Source organism: Aquabacterium sp. (genome assembly GCF_021768455.1).
Classification (GTDB): Bacteria; Pseudomonadota; Gammaproteobacteria; order Burkholderiales; family Burkholderiaceae_C; genus Aquabacterium.
In genome coordinates, this window is the sequence record NZ_JAIZVX010000257.1 from 1 (window position 1) to 2546 (window position 2546).

Genomic DNA, 2546 nt, shown 5'->3' on the forward strand with positions numbered 1-2546 from the left:
GCGCCGCCCAACGAGCTCGGTGCGCCGCCCAACGAGCTCGGTGCGCAAACCCAATCGGGGCATGTGCCGCACTCGGCGCCCGGGTCGCCACCCGATAAGGCCCGTGTGCCGAGCTCGCCGGGCCGAACGCCGCGCGCAGGGCCCGACACGCCGCCCGAATCGGCCTGTCACGCCCGCACAACGATGTCACAGCGATTTGATCTGGATCGCAATTGAGAATCATTCTTGTTTGTAGACTTCCTGGAACACCAACAACTTTCAGGACGCCCTCTCATGCTTCGATCCTTGCTCCGCACTGGCCTGGCCCTCGCCCTGGCCGCCGCATTCGCCCCGGCCCAGGCCGGTGAAGGCACCTTTGGCTGGCTCTACACCCTCGACCTGCAGCCCAAGGGCACCTGGGAATTCGAGCAGCGTCTGCAGCTCAACACCGGGCAGGAGGGGGGCACCTACCAGTTCTGGCAAGGCCGCACCGAGGTGGAGTACGGCGTGAGCGAAAACCTGCAGCTCGCCGGCTACCTCAACACCAGCTACACCAAGGCCTACCGCAACTACCCCGCCACGGCCGAGTTCCCCCATGGTGAAACCGGTGGCTGGGGCGTCTCCACCCCGGGCGATGGCCGCTACAGCAAGGCCCGTGTGGAAGGGGGATCGCTGGAGGCCATCTGGCGTCTGAGCAACCCGGTGGTCGACCCGGTGGGTGTGGGCCTCTACGGTGAGGTGACCCTGGGCAGCGTGAAGGACGAGTTCGAGGGCCGTCTGCTGCTGCAGTCCAACTTCCTGGACGACCGCCTGGTGCTGGCCACCAACGTGGCGGTGGCCGTCGAGAAGATCAAGTTCGTCGAGGGCGAGACCGGTCCCGAGTCCATGATCGACCTGCTTTTTGGCGCCACCTACCGCATCGCCAACAACTGGACGGCCGGCATGGAAGCCCGCTACCACAACGACTACTACGGCTACAACTTCCAGACGCACACGCAGGAGGCCTGGTTCGTGGGCCCCAACGTGCACTACGCCAACAAGGACTGGTGGGTGACCACCGCATGGCGCTACCAGCCCACCGGCGGCAAGTGCTGGGCGCCCAACACCGGCGAGTGCTCGGATGGCCGCGTGTGGGACAGCCACAGCCGCAACGAGTTCATCGTCAAGTTCGGCATGCCTTTCTGAGCAGGTGGGCCCCCATGAGCATGCAATGGAAACCCTCTGCCACCCTGGCCCTGCTGCCGGTGGCCGTGCTGGCCGCGCCGGCCTTGTCCCACGCCAAGATCCTGGTCGGTGTGGAGGAGACCCAGAAGCGCCTCTTCCCTGGCGAGAAGCTGACCCCCGCCCCCGTGGTGCTGACCGAGGCGCAGCGCGACCGCATGCGCGAGCTCTCGTCGGTGCGCGAGCCCTTCCGCGGTGAACGCGTGTGGCGCACGGCCAAGGGCGACTGGTTCATCGTCGACGAGGTGGTGGGCAAGCACGAGATGGTCAAGTACGCCCTGGCGGTGAACGCCGATGGCAGCATCAAGGGCATCGAGATCATGGAGTACGTGGAGTCCTACGGATACGAGGTGGGCGAGGCCAGCTGGCGCAACCAGTTCGTGGGCAAGACCAGTGCCTCGGCGCTCAAGCTCAACAAGGACATCCAGAACGTTTCGGGTGCGACCCTGTCGTGCAAGCACCTGACCGATGGCGTCAAGCGCCTGATGGTGATGCACGAGATGGTGCTCAAGGGTGTGAAGTGAGGCGCCCGCTGTGAGGGCGATGCGGCCCGGCCTGGGCACCTACGTGGCGGTTCGCGCTGACCACGAGGACGAGGCCGTGGCCGAGGCCGCCGTGAACGCGGCCTTCGAGGCCATTGAGCGCGTGCAGCGCCTGATGTCGGTCTACGAGCCCGACTCCGACATTGCCCGCCTCAACCGCCTGCCGCCCGGCGAGCGCCTGCAGGTCGACCCGTGGACCTGGGCGCTGCTGGCCACCGCCCTGGAGGTGAGCGAGGCCTCGGGCGGCCTGTTCGATTGCAGCGTGGCCCCGCAGCTGGTGGCCTGGGGCCTGTTGCCGCCCGAGGTGCTGGGCCCGACGGCGAACGGGCCCGCGGGACCCGGCCGCACGACCTTGCCGACGGCGCTGTGCCTGCACGAGGGACACCAGCTCAGCGTGCGCGCCCCCTTGCGCGTGGACCTGGGTGGCATCGCCAAGGGCGAGGCGGTGGACCGCGCCGTGGCGGCCATGCAGGCGGCCGGTGCCCGGGGTGGGCTGGTGAACGCGGGGGGCGACCTGCGCGTGTTCGGCCCCACGGAAGAGGCCATCTACCTGCGCGACCCCGGTGACCCGCAGCGCCTGCGCCACGCCGGCGTGCTGCAGGATGGCGCCCTGGCGACCTCGGCCACCTATCATTCGCGCCGTGAGCACGACGGCGCCGAGGTCTCGGCCCTGGTCGACCCCCATTCCGGCCAGGCCCTGCGCACGCGGCGCAGCTTCACGGTGGTGGCACCGCGCTGCGCCATCGCCGACGCGCTCACCAAGGTCCTGGCCCTCAGCCAGGATGCCCACCACCCCTGCATGGC

3 protein-coding genes are annotated in these 2546 nt (G+C 68.6%); all 3 read left to right on the forward strand.

Features of this window, described 5'->3' with window-relative positions:
* Positions 1 to 273: 273 nt before the first annotated feature.
* Positions 274 to 1164: a DUF6662 family protein gene (locus tag QZ994_RS19455; protein ID WP_290877638.1), complete on the forward strand. Its 891-nt coding sequence runs from the start codon at positions 274 to 276 to the stop codon at positions 1162 to 1164.
* Positions 1165 to 1178: 14 nt separating this feature from the next.
* The gene (locus tag QZ994_RS19460; RefSeq protein WP_290877641.1) at positions 1179 to 1724 is read left to right on the forward strand and encodes an FMN-binding protein; all 546 of its coding nucleotides are present in this window, start codon (positions 1179 to 1181) and stop codon (positions 1722 to 1724) included.
* 19 nt (positions 1725 to 1743) lie between these two features.
* Positions 1744 to 2546 (forward strand): FAD:protein FMN transferase (locus QZ994_RS19465; protein ID WP_290877643.1); only part of this gene is annotated, 803 nt, incomplete at its 3' end.